A 1,503-nucleotide genomic window follows, 5' to 3' on the forward strand; every position below is an offset into this window, starting at 1 on the left:
GCGGTGGCCGCCTCACGTTCGGAACGCCACGCCCCCAGGGCCCGGCGTACACCACGCTAGGGGACGCTACTGTCAGCGCTCCACTGCTAGTCCCGGAGGATGGCCGGCAACAGGCCCAACTCATCCAGGCGTCGAACAACATGGATGGTCAATGGATTAGGTACGAGGCGCACGGTATAAAGGCGGCGATTCTCGACTCTCCGCAGATACTTCGCGTCGACCAGCGCGGAGAGCTTGTGGCTTCGGTTGGACGAACTTCCGGGGAGAACGTGTTCCAGGTCGCCGGCTTTGCACACGCCTTTCTGGATGACCTCGAACAGGACCTGGGCTTGTGACTCGCTCAGAGTTCTCTCGGCTACGGCGGAGTCCAGAGCTGGCCGATAGACCTCGTGCAAGACCGCATGGGGATCGGACAGGCGATGCACGGCCGCAAGATCCTCGCGGAGCCCATGGACTACATAGCAGCACCAATCGAGAACGTCTCCTGGCCGCAGGGAGTCAGCCAGAGCTAGGTGGTTGTAGTAGGCCTGGCGGTCCGCACCGAAGACTGCAGTCGGGTTGAGTGCGCGAATACCGCTGGAGGAGGTGTAGCCCTGCTGTATGAGCATCGCGTAGGTCAGCAGTCGAGCGACGCGACCGTTGCCATTGCTGAAAGGGTGGATCCAAACGAAGCGGTGGTGAACGATGGCAGTCTGAAGCAGCTGCTGCTGTGGGGGAACCTCTTTGGTGGCAAAATCGAGCAGCTGGTCCATGTCTGCAGCGACTGAAGCGGCACCAGGAGGGCGGTGTGCGGATCCGGTGATCTCGACGTCGTGCGGCCGGTAGGACCCGGGATTCCTGTCGCCTTCCCGTTCTAGGCCCTGTAGCGACAAAGCGTGCAACTCCCGAATGAATGTGTGCGTCAAATGCAGGTGATCCTGATCGGCCAGGTCATCGATGTACCGAGTTGCCTCGTCGAGCTGCAAGATCTCCTGAACTGCATCGCTGGCTCGGCCTCCGTGCTCTTCCACGGAGTCGGCCTCCAGGATCGCCTGAGCAACGGTGGTCCTGTTGCCTTCTATTCGGGCGGACATCATGCTGGTCAGGCTCTGAAAGAGTCGCCGAAGCTCGATGGCTACCGGCACAAAGAGGTTCTCCCCACGAAGATCAGCACGCACCCGCTCAAGCTCGATGATGTCCGAGACGATGTTGTGGTGAAAGGGAACCTCAGGGAAGTTGATGTCCTGCATGATCGGCATGTTAGTCCATCGGATGCCAGATGTGAGCCGTAAACTCAGTACCCATGCTCTGACAAGGGGAGAAGCAGGGTTGCGGCCACTGGAATGTGACTCGGCCTTCATAGAACATGTGACGTTGCAGCCCAAGACGAAGTGACTCCCGGACCATGCACAGTCGATACCGTGCTCGGGGTGGAAGGCTGGAAGCGCTACCCAGTAGCGTCCCCTAGCGTGGTGTACGCCGGGCCCTGGGGGCGTGGCGTTCCGAACGTGAGGCGGCCACCGC

General features: G+C 60.8%; 1 protein-coding gene. It reads right to left on the reverse strand.

Annotation, left to right across the window (positions count from 1 at the left end; all coding sequences use genetic code 11):
- Positions 1 to 86 precede the first annotated feature (86 nt).
- The gene (locus ACFYE1_RS17360; protein ID WP_387745768.1) at positions 87 to 1,238 is read right to left on the reverse strand and encodes a Fic family protein; all 1,152 of its coding nucleotides are present in this window, start codon (positions 1,236 to 1,238) and stop codon (positions 87 to 89) included.
- Positions 1,239 to 1,503 lie beyond the last annotated feature (265 nt).

Origin of the sequence: Kocuria nitroreducens, assembly GCF_042879195.1 — a bacterium.
Taxonomy (GTDB): domain Bacteria; phylum Actinomycetota; class Actinomycetes; order Actinomycetales; family Micrococcaceae; genus Kocuria; species Kocuria nitroreducens.

Excerpts from the sequence above, each read along its gene's own strand:
- ACFYE1_RS17360 (WP_387745768.1), bottom strand. The coding sequence starts at position 1,238 with ATGCCGATCATGCAGGACATCAACTTCCCTGAGGTTCCCTTTCACCAC.